This window comes from Caulobacter sp. 17J80-11, assembly GCF_014349105.1.
Lineage (GTDB): Bacteria > Pseudomonadota > Alphaproteobacteria > Caulobacterales > Caulobacteraceae > 17J80-11.
The window spans coordinates 73592-94598 of sequence record NZ_JACSJI010000004.1; the positions used below are offsets into that span (position 1 = coordinate 73592).

Annotated in this window: 19 protein-coding genes; 6 read left to right on the plus strand and 13 right to left on the minus strand. The window is 71.5% G+C overall.

Going from position 1 to position 21007, the window contains the following annotated elements:
* Positions 1 to 3 precede the first annotated feature (3 nt).
* Together H8B08_RS05830 and H8B08_RS05835 are read right to left on the minus strand one after the other, a co-directional pair.
* Complete coding sequence (locus tag H8B08_RS05830; RefSeq protein ID WP_187449263.1) at positions 4 to 2322, minus strand: PAS domain-containing sensor histidine kinase; 2319 nt, start codon at positions 2320 to 2322, stop codon at positions 4 to 6.
* A gap of 70 nt (positions 2323 to 2392) precedes the next feature.
* Positions 2393 to 3355 (minus strand): YafY family protein, encoded by a 963-nt coding sequence (locus H8B08_RS05835; protein WP_187449264.1) that lies wholly within the window; start codon positions 3353 to 3355, stop codon positions 2393 to 2395.
* Positions 3356 to 3458: 103 nt separating this feature from the next.
* On the opposite strand from H8B08_RS05835, the gene H8B08_RS05840 reads away from it, so the two are divergent.
* Positions 3459 to 3923 (plus strand): hypothetical protein, encoded by a 465-nt coding sequence (locus H8B08_RS05840; protein ID WP_187449265.1) that lies wholly within the window; start codon positions 3459 to 3461, stop codon positions 3921 to 3923.
* Positions 3924 to 3994: 71 nt separating this feature from the next.
* Positions 3995 to 4633 carry an NIPSNAP family protein gene (locus H8B08_RS05845; RefSeq protein WP_187449266.1) on the plus strand — a complete coding sequence of 213 codons (639 nt, stop codon included), beginning with the start codon at positions 3995 to 3997 and terminating at the stop codon, positions 4631 to 4633.
* Positions 4634 to 4668: 35 nt separating this feature from the next.
* On the opposite strand, the gene fixJ is transcribed toward H8B08_RS05845, so the two are convergent.
* Positions 4669 to 5271: a response regulator FixJ gene (gene fixJ / locus H8B08_RS05850; protein WP_187449267.1), complete on the minus strand. Its 603-nt coding sequence runs from the start codon at positions 5269 to 5271 to the stop codon at positions 4669 to 4671.
* A complete protein-coding gene (locus tag H8B08_RS05855; protein ID WP_187449268.1) occupies positions 5264 to 6775 on the minus strand; it encodes a sensor histidine kinase in 1512 nt (503 codons plus the stop codon). Before H8B08_RS05855 ends, fixJ begins: the two co-directional genes overlap by 8 nt.
* Positions 6776 to 6963: 188 nt before the next feature.
* Here H8B08_RS05855 and H8B08_RS05860 point away from each other — a divergent pair, with 188 nt between their 5' ends.
* Positions 6964 to 7668 carry an alternative oxidase gene (locus H8B08_RS05860; protein ID WP_187449269.1) on the plus strand — a complete coding sequence of 235 codons (705 nt, stop codon included), beginning with the start codon at positions 6964 to 6966 and terminating at the stop codon, positions 7666 to 7668.
* Positions 7669 to 7861: 193 nt separating this feature from the next.
* Here H8B08_RS05860 and H8B08_RS05865 read toward each other — a convergent pair whose 3' ends face one another.
* Positions 7862 to 8044: a hypothetical protein gene (locus tag H8B08_RS05865; protein WP_187449270.1), complete on the minus strand. Its 183-nt coding sequence runs from the start codon at positions 8042 to 8044 to the stop codon at positions 7862 to 7864.
* A gap of 265 nt (positions 8045 to 8309) precedes the next feature.
* Between H8B08_RS05865 and H8B08_RS05870 the strand changes: the two genes are divergently transcribed.
* Positions 8310 to 10145, plus strand: a complete 1836-nt coding sequence (locus H8B08_RS05870; RefSeq protein WP_187449443.1) for a potassium transporter Kup — start codon at positions 8310 to 8312, stop codon at positions 10143 to 10145.
* Positions 10146 to 10352: 207 nt separating this feature from the next.
* Here H8B08_RS05870 and H8B08_RS05875 read toward each other — a convergent pair whose 3' ends face one another.
* The 5 genes from H8B08_RS05875 to H8B08_RS05895 form a co-directional block, all read right to left on the minus strand.
* Positions 10353 to 11045 (minus strand): response regulator, encoded by a 693-nt coding sequence (locus H8B08_RS05875; protein WP_187449271.1) that lies wholly within the window; start codon positions 11043 to 11045, stop codon positions 10353 to 10355.
* Positions 11045 to 12571 (minus strand): DUF4118 domain-containing protein, encoded by a 1527-nt coding sequence (locus H8B08_RS05880; RefSeq protein ID WP_187449272.1) that lies wholly within the window; start codon positions 12569 to 12571, stop codon positions 11045 to 11047. Before H8B08_RS05880 ends, H8B08_RS05875 begins: the two co-directional genes overlap by 1 nt.
* 50 nt (positions 12572 to 12621) lie before the next feature.
* Complete coding sequence (locus tag H8B08_RS05885; RefSeq protein ID WP_187449273.1) at positions 12622 to 13365, minus strand: autoinducer binding domain-containing protein; 744 nt, start codon at positions 13363 to 13365, stop codon at positions 12622 to 12624.
* Positions 13366 to 13483: 118 nt separating this feature from the next.
* Positions 13484 to 13981 (minus strand): MltR family transcriptional regulator, encoded by a 498-nt coding sequence (locus tag H8B08_RS05890; RefSeq protein ID WP_187449274.1) that lies wholly within the window; start codon positions 13979 to 13981, stop codon positions 13484 to 13486.
* 181 nt (positions 13982 to 14162) lie between these two features.
* Positions 14163 to 14522 carry a GFA family protein gene (locus H8B08_RS05895; protein WP_187449275.1) on the minus strand — a complete coding sequence of 120 codons (360 nt, stop codon included), beginning with the start codon at positions 14520 to 14522 and terminating at the stop codon, positions 14163 to 14165.
* Positions 14523 to 14586: 64 nt separating this feature from the next.
* Here H8B08_RS05895 and H8B08_RS05900 point away from each other — a divergent pair, with 64 nt between their 5' ends.
* Complete coding sequence (locus H8B08_RS05900) at positions 14587 to 14838, plus strand: DUF2164 domain-containing protein (protein WP_187449276.1); 252 nt, start codon at positions 14587 to 14589, stop codon at positions 14836 to 14838.
* Positions 14839 to 14842: 4 nt separating this feature from the next.
* On the opposite strand, the gene rraA is transcribed toward H8B08_RS05900, so the two are convergent.
* The 3 genes from rraA to H8B08_RS05915 all read right to left on the minus strand — a co-directional run bounded on the left by rraA (position 14843) and on the right by H8B08_RS05915 (position 18353).
* Positions 14843 to 15316, minus strand: a complete 474-nt coding sequence (rraA, locus tag H8B08_RS05905; RefSeq protein WP_187449277.1) for a ribonuclease E activity regulator RraA — start codon at positions 15314 to 15316, stop codon at positions 14843 to 14845.
* Positions 15316 to 17415 carry a M13 family metallopeptidase gene (locus H8B08_RS05910; RefSeq protein ID WP_187449278.1) on the minus strand — a complete coding sequence of 700 codons (2100 nt, stop codon included), beginning with the start codon at positions 17413 to 17415 and terminating at the stop codon, positions 15316 to 15318. Before H8B08_RS05910 ends, rraA begins: the two co-directional genes overlap by 1 nt.
* 134 nt (positions 17416 to 17549) lie before the next feature.
* Entirely contained in the window at positions 17550 to 18353 is an 804-nt protein-coding gene (locus tag H8B08_RS05915; RefSeq protein ID WP_187449279.1) for a TrmB family transcriptional regulator, read from the minus strand.
* Positions 18354 to 18522: 169 nt separating this feature from the next.
* Between H8B08_RS05915 and H8B08_RS05920 the strand changes: the two genes are divergently transcribed.
* Positions 18523 to 20913, plus strand: coding sequence for a hypothetical protein (locus H8B08_RS05920; protein ID WP_187449280.1), 2391 nt, complete (start codon positions 18523 to 18525; stop codon positions 20911 to 20913).
* The last annotated feature ends 94 nt before the right edge of the window (positions 20914 to 21007 follow it).

The window sequence follows — 21007 nt, forward strand, 5'->3', positions numbered from 1 at the left end:
GGCTCAGCTCAACGCCCGCCGCGCCGCCTGGGTCAGCTCCTCGGCGCGGTAGGGCTTGCGCAGCACCTCCCATTCGCCTTCAGACGGGTCCAGCCGGTTGCTGGCGTAGCCGGTGGAGAGCAGGATCCTGAGGTGTGGGTATAGCCGGCGCGCCTCGCGGGCCAGTTCGACCCCGCTCATGCCCGGCATGACCACGTCGCTGAGCAGCAGCCGGACCTTCGGGTCGGCCTTCAGCGCCTCGAGCGCCGACGGACCGTCCGAAGCGGTCAGCACCACGCAGTCCATGTCCTCGAGCAGGCTCTGGACGATGCCCCGAACAGCCGGGTCGTCGTCGACCAGCAGCACGTGGCAGCGCCGCTCGAGCGGCTTGTCGATCGGCCGCGCGGCCGGGGCGGCGGCCTGAAGCGGCGCCTCGGCGGCGGGCAAGTAGAGGCTGACCGTCGTGCCCTGGCCGGGGGCGCTACGGATCTCGGCCCCGCCGCCCGACTGGCGGGCGAAGCCGTAGACCTGAGCCAGGCCCAGGCCCGACCCCTTGCCGACCTCCTTGGTGGTGAAGAACGGCTCGAAGGCGTGGGCGGCGACCTCCGGCGCCATGCCGGCGCCGTCGTCGCTCACCGACACACGGGCGTAGTCCCCCGCCGGCGCCTCGGGCAGGGCGTTCGCGGCCAGACGCACCCGTTCCGCCCGGATCCGGATCGAGCCCCCCGGGCCCAGGGCGTCGTTGGCGTTGACCGCCAGATTCAGCAGGGCCGCCTCGAACTGCACCGGGTCCAGCCGCGCGCCGCCGACGTCGGGTTCGATCTCGAGCGTCAGCGGCGTCGCCTCGCCGACCGCGCCGCGCAGCAGCGGCTCGAAGCCGTGGATCAGTCGTCCGAGGTCGACGGTCTCGGTGCGCAGGTCCTGGCGTCGCGAGAAGCCGAGCAGCTGGCGCGCCAGGCGCTCGCCGCGTCGGGCCGCCTCCATGGCCGCCTGCCCCAGGCGGTTGATGCGGTCGGTCTGATCGGGGCGGCGCAGGATCATGTCCAGCGCGCCGATGATGACCGTCAGCAGGTTGTTGAAGTCGTGCGCCACGCCGCCGGTCAGCCGCCCGACGGTTTCCAGCCGTTGCGCCTGGGCCAGGGCGGCCTCGGCGGCGCGGCGCTGCTCCAGGCTCGTCTCCAGCTCGCGCGTGCGCTCGGCCACCCGCCGCTCCAGGTCTTCGCGGGCCTCGACCAACTCGGTGATGTCCGTGGTCAGGGAGCCCACCCAACGCAGCCGGCCCTCGTCGTCCTTCAGCGGGAACTTGGCCGAGCGGACCGTGCGCCACTCGCCGTCCGGGCTGTGGCGAACGTGCCAGACGACCTCGGTCCGCTGGCCCTTCGCCGCCGCCTCGATCGCTCGGTCGACGCGGTCCTCGTCCTGCGGCGCGGACAGCTTGCGCCAGGCGCCGGGATCGCCCAGGCAGTCGGTGATCTTCCGACCGGTGACGCGCTCGAAGGCGGGGTTGAGGTACTCCAGGCGCTGGGTCTCGATGTCCATCAGCGCCACGACCTCTTCGGCGTGTTCGGCGAAGCGGCGGAAGCGCTGCTCGGAATAACGGCGCGCCGTCTGGGCCCGTCGCCGGGCCGTCACGTCGCGCAGCCGCCCGCCGATCCAGCGCAATCGCCCGTGCTCGTCGTGGACTGGAAAGCCGGTGAGATCGAAAATCCGCTCCTCGCCGTCGGGACGCAGATGGCGGTACTCCAGCTCGACCGGCTCGCCCCGGCGCATGGCGGCCCAGGCGGTGCGGACCTCGTCGGCGTCCGCGGGTCGCGCGGCGTGTCCGGCGAACAGCGGGTCGTCGAACAGGGCGGGACGGGCCAGGCCGAACACCTCCTCGAAGCGGCCGTTGACGTAGACCAAGCGGCCGTCGTCCGGATCGGCCATCCAGACCACGTCGCCGGTCGCCTCGGCCATGGCGTGGAAGCGCGCCTCGCTGTCGCGCACGGCCTCGCTCGATGCGCGCTGTTCTGTGACGTCGATCGCCGCGCCCGCGTGGCCGAGGTAGCGGCCGTGGTCGTCCTGGCGCGGCTCGGCGCTGTCGAGGACCCAGCGCCAGGTCCCGTCGCGCCGGCGCACCCGGTACTGCTGCACCAGCGGCGCGTGTTCGCGCATCGCCCGGGAAAAGCTCCGGACGTAGGCCTCGAGGTCGTCGGGGTGGATGTTGGAGGCCCAGGGCGGCTGCACGCCGGAAGTCCCGGCGCAGAAGTCCGCCCAGCGACGATTGCTCCACACGACGGCGCCGTGCGCGTCGGTTTCCCACATCATCGCCGGGGTCACGTCCGCCGCTCGGCCGGGGCGCATGGGGGCTCTCCCGCTCCCCTAGGTAACTGCTTGTACGGGCGATGGTTTCGACGTTGCCGGCGGGTATTGGTCACCGGTCCGCGTAGAGGCCGGCCAGCCTGCGGGCGGTGGCCGCCAACTCGGCGCGCAGTTCCGGCGGGTCCAAGACCTCGGCCTCCGGGCCCAGACGCAGGATCTCGCCGGCCGCGTGACGGACCGACTCAATTGGGATCGTGACGAGCCGCAGGCCCTGCGCGTCGGGCGGGCCGGCGAGCGCGCGTTCGGCCACGACGCGACCCAGCTGCGAGAGCCGGCGCAGGCCGGTTTCAGTGACCCGCAGAACCGCCTCGCCGGCGTAGATCTCCTGTTCGAAGGCGTGTGTCCGCTCGCTCCACCAGGCGCCGAGGTCGAACCCGGCCGGCCGGGCGAACCCTTCGTCGGTCCGGATCAACGCCAGAATGCTGGCGACGCGGTAGGTGCGCACGCTCTCGCCCGCGCGGGCGACCAGGTACCAGAGCCCCGCCTTCAGCACGAGGCCGAGCGGGTCGAGCGTGCGGCGCACCGGTCCCTTCCAGCTTTCGTAGTCGACCTCGATCCGCGTTTCGGCCCACAGCGCCTCGGCCACCGCCGTCAGGTGCTCGACCCGGTCGCCCTGCGCGTACCAGCCGACCGGGTCGAGGTGGACGCGCGCGCCCTTGCGCGAGGCCTTGTCGCGCCAGTCGGCGGGCAGGGCGGCGGTCAGCTTCAGCTGGGCGGCGGCGATCGCCGCCTGCAGGCCCAGCGCCTCGGCCGGACCGGGCAGGCCGGAGAGGAACAGCGCCTCGGCCTCGGCCAGGGTGAGGCCGGTCAGCTTGGCCCCGTAGCCGTCCAGCAGACGCACTCCGCCGTTGCGGCCGCGGTCGGCGTAGACCGGCACGCCCGCGGCGCTCAATTCGTCGAGGTCGCGGTAGACGGTGCGCACCGACACCTCCATCGCCGCGGCCAGGGCGCCGGCGGTGGTCGCGCCGCGGGCCTGCAGCAGCATCAGGATCGAGAGGAGGCGGCTGGCGCGCATTTTTCGATCCTAGCCCAGAAAAGCTGACATCCCCTGTCAGATTATCAGTCGTAGGCAGTCACCACGCCGGCCGCTTCGGTCCGGTGGAGAGGGAGACCGCCTGATGTCCGCGTCCGATTTCGACTTTCTCACCGGTTCCTGGGCCGTGCGGAACCGCCGCCTGAAAGAGCGCCACGTCGGCTCGGACGACTGGGACGAGTTTCCGGGCGTGCTGTCGTGCCGGCCGCTGCTGGGCGGGGTCGCCAACGTCGAGGAGATCGTCTTCCCGACCAAGGGTTTCTGCGGCGCGACCGTGCGCACCTTCGATCGCGCCGAGCGGCGCTGGTCGCTGTACTGGATCAACAGCGGCGAGGGCGGCCTCTATCCGCCGGTGCACGGCCGCTTCGTGGACGGACGCGGCGAGTTCCACGGCGACGACGCGGACGAAGGGCGCCCCGTGAAGGTGCGCTTTGTCTGGTCGGACGTGACGCCGGTCTCGGCGCGCTGGGAGCAGGCCTTCTCGACCGACGGCGGGCGCAGCTGGGAGGTGAACTGGAGCATGGAGTTCAGCCGCACGGGGTTCCAGTGAACCGCCGCGCCGTTCTCGCCGCCGCCGGCCTGGCGCTGGCGCCGTCCTCAGTCCTCGCTGGAGTCCTTTCCGTGCAAACCTGTCCGCCGGTCGTCGAACTGCGCCGCTACACCCTCAAGCCCGGCCGCCGGGACAATCTGATCGCGCTGTTCGAGCGCGAGTTCGTCGAGACCCAGGAGGCGGCCGGCATGACCCTGCTGGGCCAGTTCCGCGACGTCGACGCGCCGGACCGCTTCGTCTGGATGCGCGGCTTCCCCGACATGGAGCGCCGGCGCGAGGCGCTGAGCGCCTTCTACGGCGGGCCGGCGTGGAAGGCGCACCGCGAGGCGGCCAACGACACCATGATCGACTCCGACGACGTGCTGTTGCTGCGCCCGGCGGGCGCGCCTATGGCGGTCCCGGAACGTGCGACGGCGAGCGGGGAGGGGGCGATCACGGCCACCGTGCTCTACCTGGCGGAACCGGCCGACGCCGATCTGAAGGCGTGGTTCGAGGCGGACGTCCGGCCGGCTGTGGACGTGCTCGGCGCGTTCGTGACCGAGCCCGCGGCGAACAACTTCCAAGCCTTGCCGGTGCGCGAAGGCGAGGATGTGTTCGTCTGGCTGGCCCGCGGTGCGGAGCCGGAGCTTCCGATGTGGCTGAAACAACGGCTGGTGCGTCCGCCGGAGGTGATGCGGCTGGCCCCGACCGCGCGCTCGAGGGTGAGGTGAATTCTCCTTCTCCCGCAAGGGGAGAAGGAATTTGGCTACCCCGCCGCCAACGCCATCCGCACCAGCTCCGACAGGCTGCCGGCCTGCATCTTCGACATCACATGGGCGCGGTAGATCTCCACCGTGCGCGGGCTGATGCCCAGGTCGAAGGCGATCACCTTGTTGGCCTTGCCGGCGACCAGGCCGTCCAGCACCTGGCGTTCGCGCCCCGACAGGGCGGCCAGGCGCTCGCGCACGGCGGCCCGCTCGGCGTCCTGGCGCTCCAGGCCCTCGCGCTGGGTCAGGGCGGCGCGCACGGCGGCCAGCAGCAGCTCGTCGTCGAACGGCTTTTCGATGAAGTCGGCGACCCCGGCCTTCATGGCCTCGACCGCCAGCGGCACGTCGGCGTGGCCGGTGATCATCACGATGGGATGCGGCGCGCCCAGCGCCTTCAGCCGGCGCACCAGCTCAACCCCGTTCATCTGCGGCATGCGCACGTCGGTGACCACGCAGCCCGGCTCCAGCTCTTCATAGGCGTCGAGCAGGGCGGTGGCGGCGTCCCAGGTGCGCGCCTTCAGCCCGGCGCTCTCCAGCAGGAAGGCGATGGAGTCGCGCACCGCCGCGTCGTCGTCCACCACGTGCACCACCGGCTCAGTCATCGGCGTCCTCGTCGAATTGATCCGGGCCGACCGCCCGAAGGGTGAAGTTGAAGACCGTGCCGCCGCCGGGGTTCGGCTCGGCCCAGATGCGCCCGCCGTGGCTTTCCACGATGGTGCGCGAGATCGACAGGCCCACCCCCATGCCCTCGGCCTTGGTGGTGAAGAACGGCGTGAACAGCTGGGCGGCGGCCTCCGGGGCCAGGCCGGAGCCGGTGTCGGCCACGCTGACCTGGACCATGTTGTCGGGGGCGGGGACGGCGCGGATCTCCAGCACCCGCGTGGGCGCCTCGTCCATGGCCTCCAGGCCGTTGCGGATCAGGTTCAGCAGCACTTGCTGGATCTGCACCTTGTCGGCCAGCACCTGATCCACCTGCGGGTCCAGGGCGAAGCGCACGTGCACGCCGCGCTCGCGCGCCCCGACCAGGGCCAGGGCCGAGGCTTCCTCGATCAGGCGCGGCAGGTTCTCCACCCGCCGCTCGGTCTCGCCGCGGGCCACGAAGTCGCGCAGGCGGCGGATGATGTCGCCGGCGCGCAGGGCCTGCTCGCCGGCCTTGTCGACGGCGTCGGCGACGCGCTCGAACGGCGGGGGATCGGCCTTCAGCAGCCGGCTGGTGCCCTTCAGGTAATTGGTCACCGCCGCTAGCGGCTGGTTCAGCTCGTGGGCCAGGGCCGAGGCCATCTCGCCCATGGCGGTCAGGCGCGAGATGTGGACCAGCTCCGACTGCATCTGCTGCAGCCGCGCCTCGGTGTTGTGGCGGTCGGTCAGGTCGCGCACGAAGCCGGTGAAGAACCGCTGGCCGCCCGAGTTCATCTCGCCGACCGCCAGCTCCATGGGGAAGGTCGAACCGTCGCGCCGTTCGCCCACCACCACCCGGCCCAGGCCGATGATCCGCCGCTCGCCGGTGGTGAGATAGCGGGTCAGATAGCCGTCGTGCGCCTCGCGGTGAGGGGAGGGCATCAGCATGGAGACGTTGCGGCCGAGCACCTCGGCCTCGCTCCAGCCGAACAGGCGCTCGGCCGCCGGGCTGAAGGTGACGATCAGACCGGCTTCGTCGATCACCACCATGGCGTCGGGCACGGTGTCCAGGATGGAGCGCAGGTGCGCCTCGCGCGCGGCCAGGTCGCGTCGGTGGTCGTCGGCCCGGTCGCGGGCGCGCTGGTACCACTCGCCGCCGACCCCGAGCGAAGCGCCGAGCGCCACGAAGATCACCACGCTCAGCGCGTCGCCTAGATCGAGCGGGTTGGACAGCACCAGGCCCGCCGCCGCGCCCAGCACGGTCGCCGCCGCTCCGGTTCGCCAGCCGCCGAACGAGGCGGCCACCACCACGCCCGGCACGAAGAACAGGAACACCTCCCGGTCGTCCAGCAGCGGCGTCAGCGCCCAGCGCACGACCAGGGCCGCGGCCGCGAACAGCACCGCCAGCGCCAGGGCGACATAGCTCCGCCGGCCGGGACTCCAGGAGGTCGGGTCGAACCAGGACAGTTTAGGCAGTTCCCTCAGCATCGACGTCCCGACACGCGCGCGCGGTTCGGGACCGCGCCAATCTAGAGAAAACCCAACGCGCACGGAGACTAAGGGATTCCCCGTATGGCGAAGACCTGAATGTCGCCGTTCGGCGGCCAGGCGTACCTCTTCGCCAACACCGGCGCCGAGCCGGACCGGCCCTTCGGCGCCATCAGAGAGGTGCTCTCATGACCGCTCCCCTTGTCGACCTTTCGGTTCACCATCGGGCCCACGGCGCTTCGGACCGCGTGGCCTTCGGCTTCGTGAAGGCGCTGCGCTTCTTCGCCGACACCTTCTTCGCCAAGCGTTACGGCCACCGCGCGGTGGTGCTGGAGACGGTGGCGGCGGTGCCGGGCATGGTCGGCGCCACCTTCAGCCACCTGAAGGCCCTGCGCCGGATGCGCGACGACCGCGGCTGGATCAAGACGCTGATGGACGAAGCCGAGAACGAGCGCATGCACCTGATGACCTTCATCGAGGTGTGCAAGCCGACCCTGTTCGAGCGCGCGGTGATCCTGCTGGCCCAGGGCGTGTTCTACAACTTCTTCTTCCTGCTCTACCTGATGTCGCCCAAGACCGCCCACCGGGTGGTCGGCTACTTCGAGGAAGAGGCGGTGATCAGCTACACCCACTACCTCGCCGAGATCGACGAGGGCCGCTCGGCCAACGTGGCGGCGCCCGAGATCGCCAAGCGCTACTGGAATCTCCCCGACACCGCGACCCTGCGCGACGTGGTGCTGGTGGTCCGCGCCGACGAGGCCCACCACCGCGACGTCAACCACGACTTCGCCAACCAGTTGGCCGGCCTGCCGCAGGTCGCCATCGCCGAGTGCCCCCCGCACGCGGAGCTGACCCCCAACTGGAAGGCCGCGGCCTGGCCCAAGGCGGCCTGAGGTTCCAGGGCCGAGGGCTCCTCCAAAACTGAAAAGCGCGGGTCCCCCGTCCCGCGCTTCTTTTTTCGCCCCAAGCGAGGGCTCCAGCAGGAGGCCCGCTTTCGCGCCAAAGGGGGCGGCGCTTCGGCGGTGTCGTGCTGGAGCCCTCGTGCCGCCCGGGGTGGGCGGCGGCTCCCCGAGGGAGTTCCTGAAATCAGGGGCAGGGCGCGGCGATCCGGGCGCGCACGGGCGTCGCGCGCATCCGTCGGGCCACCGCCGTCAGGTCCGTGACGCCGGCGATCCGCACGCACTTCAGGTCGCCGTGCCGGTCGTCGACGACCAGTCCCTCAGCGGCGAGCGCCGCGTGCAGCGCGCGGGCGAAGGTTTCGGCGTCCATGTCAGGATCCTCGACGAGCGCCAGAATCCCGCTTTCTGGCGCGCGGGGCCAGTCCGTAGCTTTGCGGACGCCGGGTCGATCTTTATGCGGCCTTTATGCGGCGCGTCCCGGTTCGCCATCGAAACCCGCAGACGCCGGGCGCTAGAGCCCCCTTCGCCCGCAGTCGGGCGAAGGGGATACGTCCGTGGCCGTCGCCGTCGATCAATCAGATGCCGTAAATTCCGCCGTGCCGACCCATCCGCCCGGCCACGGGCTGTTCGCCCTGATGATCGGCGCGGTGGGCGTGGTGTTCGGCGACATCGGCACCAGCCCGCTCTACGCCATGCGCGAGGCGCTGAGCCACGTGCGCGGCGGCGCGGCCGAGCCGGCCGTGCTGGGCGTGGTGTCGCTGATCGTCTGGGCCCTGATCCTGATCGTCACGGTCAAGTACGTGATCTTCGTGCTGCGGGCGGACAACCGGGGCGAGGGCGGCACCCTGGCCCTGATGGCCCTGGCCCAGCGCGCGCTCGGCTATCGCTCGGTGTTCATCTTCGTGCTGGGCGTGTTCGGGGCGGCGCTGTTCTACGGCGACGGGGTGATCACCCCCGCCATCTCGGTGCTCTCGGCGGTGGAGGGGCTGCGCGACGCGCCGGGCCTCGGCCACGCCGTCGATCCGTTCGTATTGCCGGGCGCCGCCGCCGTGCTGGTCGCCCTGTTCCTGGTCCAGTCGCGCGGCACCGCCCACGTGGGGGCCCTGTTCGGGCCGATCATGGTGGTCTGGTTCCTGGCCATCGCGGGGCTGGGCCTGATGCACGTTCTGCAAAACCCGGGCGTGCTGCTGGCCCTGAGCCCGCACTGGGGCGTGCGGCTGCTGCTCGAGAACGGCGTGCTGGGCTTCGTGATCCTGGGCAGCGTGTTCCTGGCGGTCACCGGGGCGGAGGCGCTCTACGCCGACATCGGCCACTTCGGGAAGGCCCCGATCCGCGCGGCCTGGCTGGTCCTAGCCTTCCCGTGCCTGGTGCTGAACTATCTGGGGCAGGGGGCCGCCGTGCTGGCCGAGCCGAGCGCCCAGGCCAACCCGTTCTTCCGGATGATCCCGGAGGTCGCCTACTGGCCGATGCTGCTGCTGGCCACCGCCGCCACCGTGATCGCCAGCCAGGCGGTCATCACCGGGGCCTTCTCAGTCACCCAGCAGGCGGTGCAACTGGGCCTGCTGCCGCGCATCGACATCAAGCGCACCAGCGAGACCGTGGCGGGCCAGATCTTCGTGCCGCAGGTCAACGTGTTCCTGCTGGTCGGCGTGCTGTTCCTGCTGATCACCTTCCGGACCTCCTCGGCCATGGCCTCGGCCTACGGCATCGCCGTCACCGCCACCATGGTGATCACCGTGCTGCTGCTGTTCGTGATCGCGCGGCGCTGCTGGAAGTGGCCGCTGGCCGGGACCCTGGCCCTGGTGGCGCCGCTGCTGGCGCTGGACGTCACCTTCCTGGGCGCCAACTCGCTGAAGATCCACGAGGGCGGCTGGTTCCCGCTGGCCCTGGGCGGCGGCCTGGTGCTCCTGATGTGGACCTGGTCGAAGGGCACGCGGATCCTCGCCGCCAAGACCCGGCGGGACTCCCTGCCTCTGGCCGACCTGATCGAGTCGCTCAGCGCGCGCCCGCCGCGCCGGGTGAGCGGCACGGCGGTGTTCCTGACCTCCGACCCCACGGTCGCCCCGGTCGCCCTGATGCACAACCTCAAGCACAACAAGGTGCTGCACGAGAAGAACGTCATCCTGACCGTCGTCGTCTCGGACGCGCCGCGCGTGCCGGAAGCCGATCGCGTCGCCATCGAACCGCTGACCGCCGACTTCAAGCGGGTGAGGCTGACCTACGGCTTCATGGAGAACCCGAACGTGCCCAAGGCGCTGAGCTTGTGCCGGCGGCAGGGCCTGAAGTTCGACATCATGTCGACCTCGTTCTTCCTGGGACGCCGCTCGGTGGTCGCCTCGGCCAAGGAAGGCATGCCGCCCTGGCAGGACAAGCTCTTCATCTTCCTGCTGAGAAACGCAGCCAACCCTACGGACTTCTACCGGATCCCGCCGGGACGCGTGGTGGAGATGGGAACGCAGGTGACGATCTGAGGCGAGGGGGAAGGGGAGCCATCCGGCTCTCTTTCTCTCGTAAGGCCCCCCGAGCTTTGCTTTGCGCGCGAAACCCGTATGTCCCGACGCAAGTCGGGACCCAGGCACATCTGCAACGGTAGTGGGTTTCATCTGGGCCCCGACTTTCGTCGGGGCGTACGGAGTTTGGCGGCCGGCCTAGCGCAGCAGGGCCGCAAGGGGAGAGGGCTACTCGCTGACGAACCGGTAGCCCACCCCCGGCTCGGTGAGGATGCGCCGGGGCGCGGCGGGATCGGCCTCCAGCTTCTGGCGCAGCTGGCCGACGAACACCCGCAGGTAGGCGACGTCCTCGACGTGGGCCGGGCCCCAGACGGCGGTCAGCAGCTGGCGGTGGGTGGTCACCTTGCCGCCGCCCTCCACCAGCCGGGCCAGCAGGTCGTATTCCTTGGGCGACAGCCGCACGACCTGACCGGCGCGGACGACGCGGCGGCCGACCAGGTCGATCTCCAGGTCGCCGGCCCGCACGACCGGGCTCACGCCCTCGCGCTGCACGCGGTGGCGCAGCGCCACGCGCAGGCGCGCCAGCAGCTCGCCGATCCCGAACGGCTTCTCGACATAGTCGTCGGCCCCGAGGTCCAGGGCGTCGATCTTCTCGGTCTCGCGGTCGCGGGCCGACAGGATCAGGATCGGGCCGTCGTAGAAGGCCCGCGCCTTGGCCAGCGCCTCCTTGCCGTCCATGTCCGGCAGGCCGAGGTCCAGCACCACCGCGTCGGGCGCCTTGCGGGCCAGCTCGCGCAGGCCGGCCGCGCCGTCGTCAGCACGGACAACCTCGTAACCGGCCGCGTCCAGGGCCGGGCCCAGGAAGCGGTGGATCTGCGGTTCGTCGTCGACGACCAGCACGCGCGGCCGATGGGCGGACATCAGAGCAGCTCCTTGGCGGTCGGCACGGCCTTGGGCAGGGCGATCAGAAAGCGGGAGCCGCGCCCGTCCGCCACCGGGCTGGCGACGGCGATCCGGCCGCCCATGGCCTCGATGAAGCCCCGCGCGATGGACAGGCCCAGGCCCAGGCCCTCGCCGCGGTCGCTGGGCGCCTGCAGCCGCCGGAACTTGTCGAACACCCGGTCCAGCGCGTCGGCCGGAATGCCGGGGCCCTCGTCCTCGATGGTGATCAGCACGTTTGCGAGGTCCTCGTGGGCGGCGATCTCGATGCGCGAGCCCTCGGGCGCGTAGGCGGCGGCGTTGTCGAGGATGTTGAGCAGGGCCTGCTCCAGCAGGACCGGATCGGTGCGCACCTTCGACAGGTCGCGGGCGAAGTCGCGCACGATCTTGCGCCGGCCAAGCCGCTCCCCCAGGCGCTCGACCGCGGCGTTCAGCACCTCGCGCGCGTCGGTCCAGCTGCGGCGCGGCCTCAGCGCCCCGGCCTCCAGCCGGCCCATGTCCAGCAGCTCGCCGACATAGCGGTTCAGCCGGCGGGCGTCCTCGGCGATGCTCTCCAGCAGGTCGCGGCGGACCGCCGGTTTCAGGTCGGTCCCGAACTCGAGCAGGGTGGTGGCCGAGCCCAGCACGCTGGACAGCGGCGTGCGGAAGTCGTGGCTGATCGAGTTGAGCAGGGCCGAGCGCAACTGGTCGGCCCGGCGCAGGGCCTCGTTCTCGGCCGCCGCCGAGGCCAGCTGCGCGCGCTCCAGCGCCACCGCGCCCTGCTCGAGCAGGGCTGAGACCCGGCCCTCCGCGTCGGGGGCGAGGCCGCGCAGGCCGACCACGCCGACCCGCTCGCGCAGGCCCTGCAGCGCCCGGAACGTCCAGCCGGTCTCCGCATCCGAGGTCTCGCCGCTTTCCCAGACGCGCCTGGCCGCCGCCGCGCCGTCGGGGCTCAGCTTCTCCAGGCCGGTCGGGCCGCCGGCGATGCGCAGGCCGTCCTCGGCCGGAAGCAGCACGATGGTGATCGCCCCGGCGGCGGCGGTCGCCTGGGCGGCCAGGGCCTGGGCGGCCTGGTCGGGGGTGGCGGCGGCCGAAAGCGTGCGGCTGGCCTCCAGCAGGGCGCCGACCGTGTCCGCCTGGCGGGCCGACACGCGGGCGTTGTCGCGCACCCGACCGGCCAGCCAGCCGGTGGCGAGCGCTACGGCGAAGAACATCGAGAAGGTCAGCAGGTCGGCCGGATGGCCGATCTCGAAGCTGTAGCGCGGCGACAGGAAGGCGAAGTTGTAGACCACCGCCGCGGCCAGGGCGGCGAGCAGGGCGGGCCCCAGGCCGAAGCCGACCGCGCTGACCAGCACGGCGACCTGGAACACCATCGCCAGGTTGCCGCCGTCCAGCACCGGTTCGAGCGCGCGGGCGGCGGCCGTCGCCAGCGCGACGAGGGCCAGGGCGGCGACATAGCCGCCGATGGCGCGCGCGCCCGGCCGGCGGCGGTCGGCGGCGGTTTGCAGCAGGCGGACGGGCGTGGGCATAGCAGCCCCGCTTAGCACTGTTCGCGCCAAGACGCGCCTACAGCGCGCGCCTACAGGTCGAGCAGGCCCTGCAGGGCGGCCTCGGCGACCGCCTGCACGCGCGTCTTCACCGCCAGGCGGCGGCAGGCGCGCTCGACGTGCTCGTCCACCGTGCGGGCGGAGATGCCGAGGATCTCGCTGATGTCGGCCGAGCTCTTGCCGTCGCGCACCCACTTCAGGCACTCGATCTGGCGGACGCTGAGCGTCTTCCCGGCGGGCGGCGCGCCGGCGGCCTCGCGCCACAGCCTCATGCCGGCCAGGCCGAAGTGGATCGCGAGCAGGTGGGTGGCGGCGCGCTGGTACGGATCCTCGCAGTCGGCCCGTTCGGCCGCCATTGAGGTGGCGAAGGCGCCTTCCTGGCCGCGGTCGACGGTGACGATGTAGCCGTCGTGCAGGCCGAAGTCGGCCAGCTCGTCGAACACCAGCTGCTCGCGCGGGGCCAGCGGTTGCGCCTTCAGCTGGGTCCAGAAGGTCGGGGCGGCGGTGGCGTGGCGGGTGATCGGGCAGTGCTCGGCGTGGCCGCGTTCCCCATAGTGGACCACCCAGGGATGGTCGACGTTGCCGAACAGCATGTCGACGCTGCGCACGCCGGCCCGTCTGGCCATGCGGACGCCGATGACGATCTCGTAGCCGAAGGACTTGAGCTCCCGCCCGACCACTTCGTCCAGTTGCGCCAGCGAGGTGGCCTTCTCGGCGGCGGCGACGGCGTCGAACGCGCGTCGCGCGATATCGGAATCGAACTTGGAGGCTCCCATTTCGGGAACACAACCATAAGCCGATGCCGAGTCCAGCCCTCGCGGTCGGACAAAATGACCTAAGGTCAGGTTTTTGGGCGTTTTTTGTGCCGCCGTGACCTCGACGAAGCGGTGCGGTTCAGGGGCTGTCGGGAGATTCCCGGACAGGCCGTACCCGGACGATCTGGTCGGGGCGGTCGATCATCCGGGCGACCAGCCGCACGCAGGCCAGTTCGACCACCTCGGCCGGTTCGCGCCGGTCGCGCGGGGTCAGGCCGGCGGCGCGGCGCAGGCGCGGCGCGAAGGCGCGCACCTCCGGGTGCTCGTAGTCGACCTCGACCTGGTGGGCGAAGATGTTGCGCAGGTCGCCCAGCGCCAGCACGTCCTGCAGCTCCGCCTTGCTGATCAGCCCCAGCACGTAGGCGGCGCGCGCCCGCGCGGCGTAGGAGCTGAGCGGCGCGCCATGCTCCTCGACCAGTTCGCGGGCGGTGTCGCCCTGGAGGAAGTAGGCCAGCAGCAGCCGGCGCAGCACCTCGTCCAGGAGGCTGCAGGCCACCAGCAGCCGTCCGCGCGGGCTCTCCTGCTCGAGCACGGCCAGCGCGCGGGCGTATTCGTCCTGGTGGGCGTCGCCGGTCATCGGAAGGGGGAACGTTCGGGGGCGCGCGAAGGACGACGTGCGCTACGCATCCCCAGGATCGTCACCCTCGGGCTTGTCCCGAGGGCCCAGGGCGCCGGTTCGCAAAGGCGTCAGGACAGAGTGCGAGCTGAACGCTGGGCCCTCGGGACAAGCCCGAGGGTGACGATGAGGGGGCCGCGCCTCACTTGCTCCGTCCGTCGAACGGGGTCAGCTCCAGGTCGCCGGGATCCACCCCGTCCAGGCAGCGGACGTTCAGCGCCACCATGTCGGAGCCGTCCTTGTGCTTGCCGCGGGCGAAGGACTCCACTCCGCAGGTGTCGCAGAACAGGTGTTCGATGCGGTGGGTGTTGAAGCGGTAGTCCTTAAGGGCCTCGGCGCCCTTGTGAAGGTCGAAGTCCTCAGCTGGGATGAAGTTCAGCAGCAGGCCCTTGCGGCCGCAGTGCGAGCAGTTGCACTCGATCACCGTGCCCAGGTCCGCCTCGGCCTTGTAGCGGACGTTGCCGCAATGGCAGCCGCCCTCGTAGCTCTGCTTCTCGGCCATGGCGTCTCGCCTCCGCTTCGTGCATGAGCGCGTCGAGCTTCCGCCGGTTCCCGGGAGGGCATGGATGTCCAGGATCGAGTTCGACCCCGCCCAGCGCGCGCTGCTGACCCGCAAGCTCAGCGCCTATCTGGCGCGCGAGCTGGACGTCGAGGTCGGCGGGCTGGCGGCCGGCCTGATGCTGGACTTCCTGGCCGAGGAGCTGGGCCCGCACTTCTACAACCAGGGCCTGCACGACGCGCAGGCCCTGTTCCGGGACAAGTGGGAGCAGGTGGTCGAAGCGGTCTACGAGATCGAGAAGCCGGTGAAGGACCGGTAGACTGTTACGGCGCGACGGCCACGACCCCGTCCTCGTCGCTGTACAGGGTCCACCCCGGTGTGAAGGTGGCGCCGCAGAAGCTCACCGGCACGTTCATTTCGCCCGCACCCAGGCGGCTGCCGCGGCGGGGCACGGCGCCCAGGGCCTTCACGCCGATGTCCATGCCGGCCAGGGCGGCGGTGTCGCGCACCGCCCCGTAGATCACCACTCCGGCCCAGCCGTTCTCGATCGCCAGCTGGGCCATCTGGTCGCCCAGCAGCGCGAAGCGCTGCGAGCCGCCGGCGTCCACCACCAGCACGCAGCCCGCGCCCTGCCCGGAGAGCAGGGCGCGGGCCAGGCCGTTGTCGTCCTGGCAGAGCACGGTGCGGATGACGCCGTGGAAGCGCTTTCGCCCGCCGAAATCGCGGAAGGGCGCGGCGCAGATCTCCACGGCGTCGCCGTGTTCGTCGCACAGGTCGGCGGTCGCCGGCTGCTCCATCACCAGACCCTCACCCGCTCGTCAGGGGCCAGATACAGCGTCTCGCCCGGCTTCACGTCGAAGGCGCCGTACCAGGCGTCGAGGTTGCGCACCGTGTCGGCGCGGGTCTCGCCCGGGGCGTGCACGTTGGTCAGCAGCAGCCGGCGCAGCGCCGCCTCGCGGTACTTGGAGCGGTAGTTCTGGGCCCAGCCCAGGAAGAACCGCTGGTCGCCGGTGAAGCCGTCGATCACCGGCGCCTCCTGGCCGCCCAGCGACAGGCGGTAGGCGTCGTAGGCGGCCGACAGGCCGGCCACGTCGGCGATGTTCTCGCCCAGGGTCAGGCGGCCGTTGACCGCCTGGTCGGGCAGGGGGCGGTAGCCGTCGTACTGGGCCGCGAGCGCGTCGCCGGCGGCGTCGAAGCGTTTGAAGTCGGCCTCGGTCCACCAGTTGTGCAGGCCGCCCTGGGCGTCGAACAGCGCGCCCAGGTTGTCGAAGCTGTGGCTGATCTCGTGGCCGATCACGCCGCCGATGGCGCCGTAGTTCACCGCCGCGTCGGCGTGGGCGTCGAAGAACGGCGGCTCCAGGATGGCGGCCGGGAAGACGATGGAGTTCTGCAGCGGCGAGTTCAGCGCGTTGACCTCCTGCGGCAGCAGGTGCCAGGCGTTGCGGTCGACCGGGCCGTGCAGCTTCTGCAGCTGGTAGGCGTACTCGAACAGGCCCGCGCGCTGGGCGTTGCCGAGCGCGTCGCCGCGCACGACCTCCAGCCCCGAATAGTCGCGCCACTTGTCCGGATAGCCGACGCCCACGGTCAGCGTGCCCAGCTTCTCCTTGGCCTTGGCCTTGGTCTGCGGCGACATCCAGTCGAGGTTGTCGATGCGCGTGCCGAAGGCCTTGATGATGTTGGCCACCATCGCCTCGGCCTCGGCCTTGGCCTGCGGCGGGAAGTATTCCTTCACGTAGAGTTTGCCGACCGCTTCGCCCAGCGCGCTGTTGGTCTGGTTGACCGCGCGCTTCCAGCGCTCCTGCTGCTGGGGCGTGCCGGACAGGGCGGTGCCGTTGAAGGCGAAGGCCTCGTCGGCGAATTTCTTGGGCAGGTAGGGCGCGGCCCGAGCGATGGCGTGGAAGGTCAGATAGTCCTTCCAGGTCTCCAGCGGCTGGGAGCCGACCAGGGCGGCGATGCCGGTGGTGGGCGCCGGGTGCCAGACCTTCATGGTCTGCTGGTCGGAAAGGCCCGCGGCCGCGAACCAGGCGTCCCAGTCGATGCCCGGGGCCTTGGCCTTGAAGTCGGCCCGGGTCCAGGTGTTGTTCGCCTTGGTGACGTCGTTGGTGTCGACCTGGCTGGCGTGGACCTTCGCGATCTCGGTCTCCAGCGCCAGGATGCGCGCGGCCTTGGCGTCGGCGTCGGCGATCCCGGCGTTCTTCAGCTGGGCGGCGACGTGGGCCTGGTACTTGGCGCGCAGCTCCGCGAACTTCGGGCTCTGGTCCAGGTAGTAGTCGCGGTCGGGCATGCCCAGGCCGCCCTGCATCAGATAGGCGGCGTAGCGGGTGGGCTGGTCGAAGTCCTCGCCGATCCAGACGCCGAACAGCCGGTCGGTGTAGGTGTTGGACGCGTTCAGCGGGTCGACGTCGGCGCGCAGGCTCTTGCCCAGCGCCTTGGAGAGCGCGGTCTTGTCCTTGATCGCGGCCAGCTCGGCCAGCTGCGGCTGAAGCGGCGTCAGGCCCTTCGCCTCGATCTGCGCCTCGTCCATGAAGCTGGCGTAGTAGTCGCCGATTTTCTTGGTGTCGGCGTCGCCGGCCGGGTTGGCGGCGGCGTCCTGGATGATCTTGCGGGTGCGTCCGGCGGCCTTCTCGGTCAGCACGCCGAAGGTGGTCCAGTTCGACCGGTCGGCGGGGATCTGGGTGCGCTCCATCCAGGCGCCGTTGGCGAACTTGTAGAAGTCGTCGCCCGGCTTCACCGCCCGGTCCATGCCGGTCGTGTCGAAGCCGAAGGTCCCGAACTCCGGCTTGCCGGCCGGCTGCGAAGCCGGGGCGGGGGCGGCGGCCATGACGCCGGTCGGCAGGGCGCCGGCCAGCAAAGCGGCGGCCGAGGCGGCCCCCAGCAGGCGTTTCCAGGTGGTCATCGCGTCTTCCTTCGTCTCCTCGGGGCCGTTCGGCCTGTTTGTTGTCGCTCGGCCTGCGGAGCCGGCCGGATGAAAGCTGTCAGCGGCGCAGTTTCAAGCGGCGGGTTTCCGACTTTGCTCCGACCGGCCCATGGTCATTCCTCAACGCACAGCAACTCGCGCAGGCCCGGCGGCAGGCGCCCGGCCAGGGTCATCTCGGGCAGGAAGGCCGGCTCGTCCTTGGCCAGGGCGTGCAGGCGCACCTCGGCGGCCAGGGCGTAGTGCTGCAGGCACGACAGGTAGAGGCTGTCGGACCAGATGGCGTGGCGCACCGCGCCCTGGCTCAGCAGCGAGACCAGGTATTCGCGCGAGTCCGCGACCACGGTCAGCTGCTCGCCCGGCCAGCGCTGGATCACCAGGTCGGAGGTCCTGGAGCGGCTGACCTCGAACGGCGGGGCGGGCTCGGCCGCCTGATACCAGACGCCTGCCACGGTCACGCCGCGCGCGTGCGCCTGCGCCAGCGCCGGGGCCAGCTCGGCGAACGGGCCGGGGAACAGGTCGAACAGCACCACCTCGCGCGCGCCGGCGATCATGGCGCGGGCGCGCTCATAGACCTGGGCGGCATTGCGCAGCTGGTAGATGCGGTCCTCGGGCGCCGGCGCGCCCAGGCTCTCCAGCGCCGCCTGGGCGGACTTCGCGCGGTCGCTGAAGCCCTTCTGCAGGGCGCCCACCAGCTCGGCCGGGGGCAGGGCGCGGAAGCTCTTCGGCTCGCCCTCGTCGGCCAGCACCGCGCCCTTCTGCACCAGGGTGGACAGCGCCTTGTAGGTGTTGGCCTGCGCCTTGCCGATGGCCTGGGCCAGCCGATAGCCGGTGGCCGCGCCGGCGCGCAGCAGCTCGCAATAGACCAGGGCTTCCGTATCGGTGAAGCCGAGCGCGGACAGGCTCTCTTCGGGACTCATGGGCGGCGACGCTAGTAGCGGGCGCTGCTAGCGGGAAGTGAAGGTTCTGTAAGGTGGGGGGCGGAGCGTCGGCCGCCCGACGGTTGGCGAACGTCGATTGTCGAGTCGGTCGCCGCCATGCAACCTTGGCGGTAATGGGCGCCGTCGCCCACCGTCGAGAGTGTTCGTCATGCGCGTCCTGTTGCTCGCCGCCGCCGCCGGCGCGGCCCTGCTGTCCGCCGCTCCCGCCTTGGCCGCGCCACCGACTGAGGCGCAGTGGACGGGGTTTCTCAAGGACAGCTACGAGGAACAGCACGACAAGGACGATCCGGTCACCTGGGAGACGCGGCTCTACCGGGCGGGGCTAGCCCACGCCGACCGTCAGCAGGCGCTGGCCGTGTTCGCGGGCGAGATCGGCGTGCCGGTGGAGACGGCGGAGGCCTACGCCGAGATGATCATGGCGGTCGTGATCGCCCGCGATGCGGGGTGCGAGGCGCCGGAGACGGGGTGCGCCTTGGCTCCGGGCTTAGCCGTGCGGGACCTCGTCGAACGGGTGGCCCTGGCCGAGCCGACGGGCGAACTGCTCAGGATCGCGGGGTTCAGCGTGGGGACGCGCGAGGGTAGCCAGACGGCGGCCTTTGTGGAGCTGGCGCAGCGACACCCCCGCGGAGGCGAGACGCTGGCGGCGTTGTTCGATTACGCCGAGGACCCGATCGTACTTGGCGCGCTGGCGCTTCGGGCGCCGACCGCGCCGACCACGGTGGAGGCGCTTTGGCGGGTTCCGCTGGACGTCAGCGGCGGGCCGGAGAAGTGGGGCGGCTGGCAGGAGGCGGTGCTGGAGAACGCCGAGGCGCGGGCCCTGGCGGGCGGGGCCTCGGTCGAGGTGCAGGCGGCCTACGCCCAGGCGCGCCTGCTGCGCACCTTGGCGCTGGGCCTGTCCGACGACGCGGTCGCCCTTTGGACGGCCTATCCGGAGGCAGTGCGGGCGCGTCTGCCGCTGGCCGCGGCCGTTTGCGGCAAGGTCGAGCCGCGCCCCTGCGAGCAGGCGTCGGACGCGAGCTACCGCCTCGCCGACGACCTAGCCGCGGCCCTGTGGGCGGCCGGCCGGACCGACGAGGCGCGTGCCGTGCTGGCCCGCGCCAAGACCTTCGCCGGCCCGCGCAGCTATGCGCAGCGCCAGCGCCTGTCGGCCCTGACCGAAGCGATGACCCCGACCCTGGCCGACGCCGACCTGTTCACTCCCTTCATCGAAGGCGGAAAGGCCGATGGCAAGCTAGAGCGGCACGAGGTCCCGCGCGGCTGGCTGTTCAGCCTCGACACCCCGGCGGTGCGCAGGCTGGTCGCCGCGCGGCTGGAGAAGGCGGGCTACGCCGGCATGGTGCGGTTCCTGACCCGCGACGGCCCCTATGGCCGCTGGGAGACCGACCCGGCGGAGCTGAACGTCATGGACGCCCTGTTGGACGCCGATACCAAGGCGCTGCGTCTGCGCTGGGCCGCGCGCATCGACGCGGCCTGGGCGAAGGCGGGCGCGCCGGCCAGCCGAATCCAGTCCCGGCTGGGCTCGCCGGAGCGGGCCTTCACCTGGCGCGAGACGCGCCTGCCCGACGGCGTCGGCGCATGGGGCGAGAAGGACGCGCCGGAGTTGCCTAAGGACCTGAAACTGCCCGTGCCGCTCGAGACCGTCGGCCGCTACGAGCGGACCGGGTCGGAGCAGGCGGTGCTGTTCGCCTCGTCCGATTACGACCTGCCGGGCGAGATCCCGGCTTTCGGCATGTGGCTGGCGCGTACGGAGAACGGCGCGTGGAAGCCGCCGGTCTATCTCGGCCTCCAGCAGAGCTTCCCCTACGTGGTCACCCCCGGCTCGGCCGTTCCCCTGCTCGAGGGTGACCGGGTGCGGATCGAAGTGAACGTGCGCGAGATCGACCCCGCCTCCATCAGTTTTCCGCCGGTGGGCCTGACCATCAAGCGCCACGAGGAGGGCGTGGTTCTGGAGGCCAGTCTCGCGGAGCTGGAGCGCGACGGCGACGCCGACGGCCTGACCGACGCGGCCGAGCGGCGCCTGGGCCTGGACCCGGCGAACCCCGACAGCGACGGCGACGGGCTGAAGGACGGGGCCGACCCGATCCCGGCGGTGGCGCGCAAGCCGGCCGGTCCGGGGGGCGACGGCCTGGCCGCGGCGGTAGTCAAGGCGGTGTTTCACCACGACGCCGGGGCGATCATGGTCGCCCCACGCGGGGGCGCCGACGAGGACGACAACCCGCTGGCGGGCGTCGCCGGGGGCGGGCCGCAGGCGCCGCGCATGAACACGGTGTTCCTGGTCGCCCCGGCCCCCTCGGTGTTCGCCGGCCTCGACCTGCCGTTCCGGCTGATGGTCTACACGCCCGAGCAGGCTGCGGCCCTGCCGACCGGCGGCGCGCCGTTCTTCCCGCCGCAGGTGACCGAGGTGCTGTCCTCGCTGGACGGCCGTCGCCACTACGTCGTGTGGTCGGCCGGCTGGGTCGGCGGCAGCTTCCTGGCCACCTGCCCGGCCAAGGGCAACAAGCCGTGCAAGGTGAAGGAGGTCGAGGGCTGGATCTCGTGAGCCCCTGTTGGCCTGTCGATCCGGCCCAGCCATACTGACGTTATGCGAACCGCCTCCTGCCGCTGTGGCCAGCTGAAGATCCGTTGCGTCGGCG